Raw genomic sequence first — 537 nt, 5'->3', positions numbered from 1 at the left:
TGAGCTGAAAACTTTACCGATGGCGAAAGCCAATATTGATGTCTCGATTGAGAGCAGCCAAATTACATTGGTTGCGGATAAGCCTGCTTTCTTTGTGCATGTGGAGTGTGATACGCAAGGTCGTTTTAGTGATTCCAGCCTCACTCTTCTGGCGAACCAACCTGTAACGATTGAGTTTTTGGGAGACGATCTGGCCGCAATGTCGGCATCATTACGGGTTTACCATTTGATGCAGTAAACACAAACTCAACGTTGAAAGGGGGCTTCCATGCTCCCTTTGTTGTTTCACACTAGAGCAAATTACGTTTTGCCCACGTGATGGCCTGCATGCGGTTTTTGACTTCGAGCTTACGGAAAATACTATAGAGGTGCGATTTCACCGTGTGCTCACTGACAAAGAGCGAATCGGCAATATCAAGGTTTGAGCCACCCTGACACAGTGCGGAGAGCACTTGCAGCTCACGACGGGTCAGTTCCATTTCGAGTTTCGTTTCTAGCTCACCGACGGTATTATTTAGGCTCAATAGGTAGCCAATC

General features: G+C 47.1%; 2 protein-coding genes. One reads left to right on the top strand and one right to left on the bottom strand.

The window, feature by feature from the left end; genetic code table 11:
* Window positions 1-238: glycoside hydrolase family 2 protein (locus tag R7Q48_RS30480; protein WP_318134149.1), on the top strand; the 238-nt coding region annotated here is incomplete at its 5' end.
* 52 nt (window positions 239-290) lie between these two features.
* On the opposite strand, the gene R7Q48_RS30475 is transcribed toward R7Q48_RS30480, so the two are convergent.
* On the bottom strand, window positions 291-537 hold a 247-nt coding region (locus R7Q48_RS30475; RefSeq protein WP_318134147.1), incomplete at its 5' end, for a response regulator transcription factor.

The organism is Vibrio sp. 378, assembly GCF_033339435.1.
The sequence above is the reverse complement of the archived record's forward strand: the minus strand, read 5'-3'. Positions and strand labels throughout refer to the sequence as shown.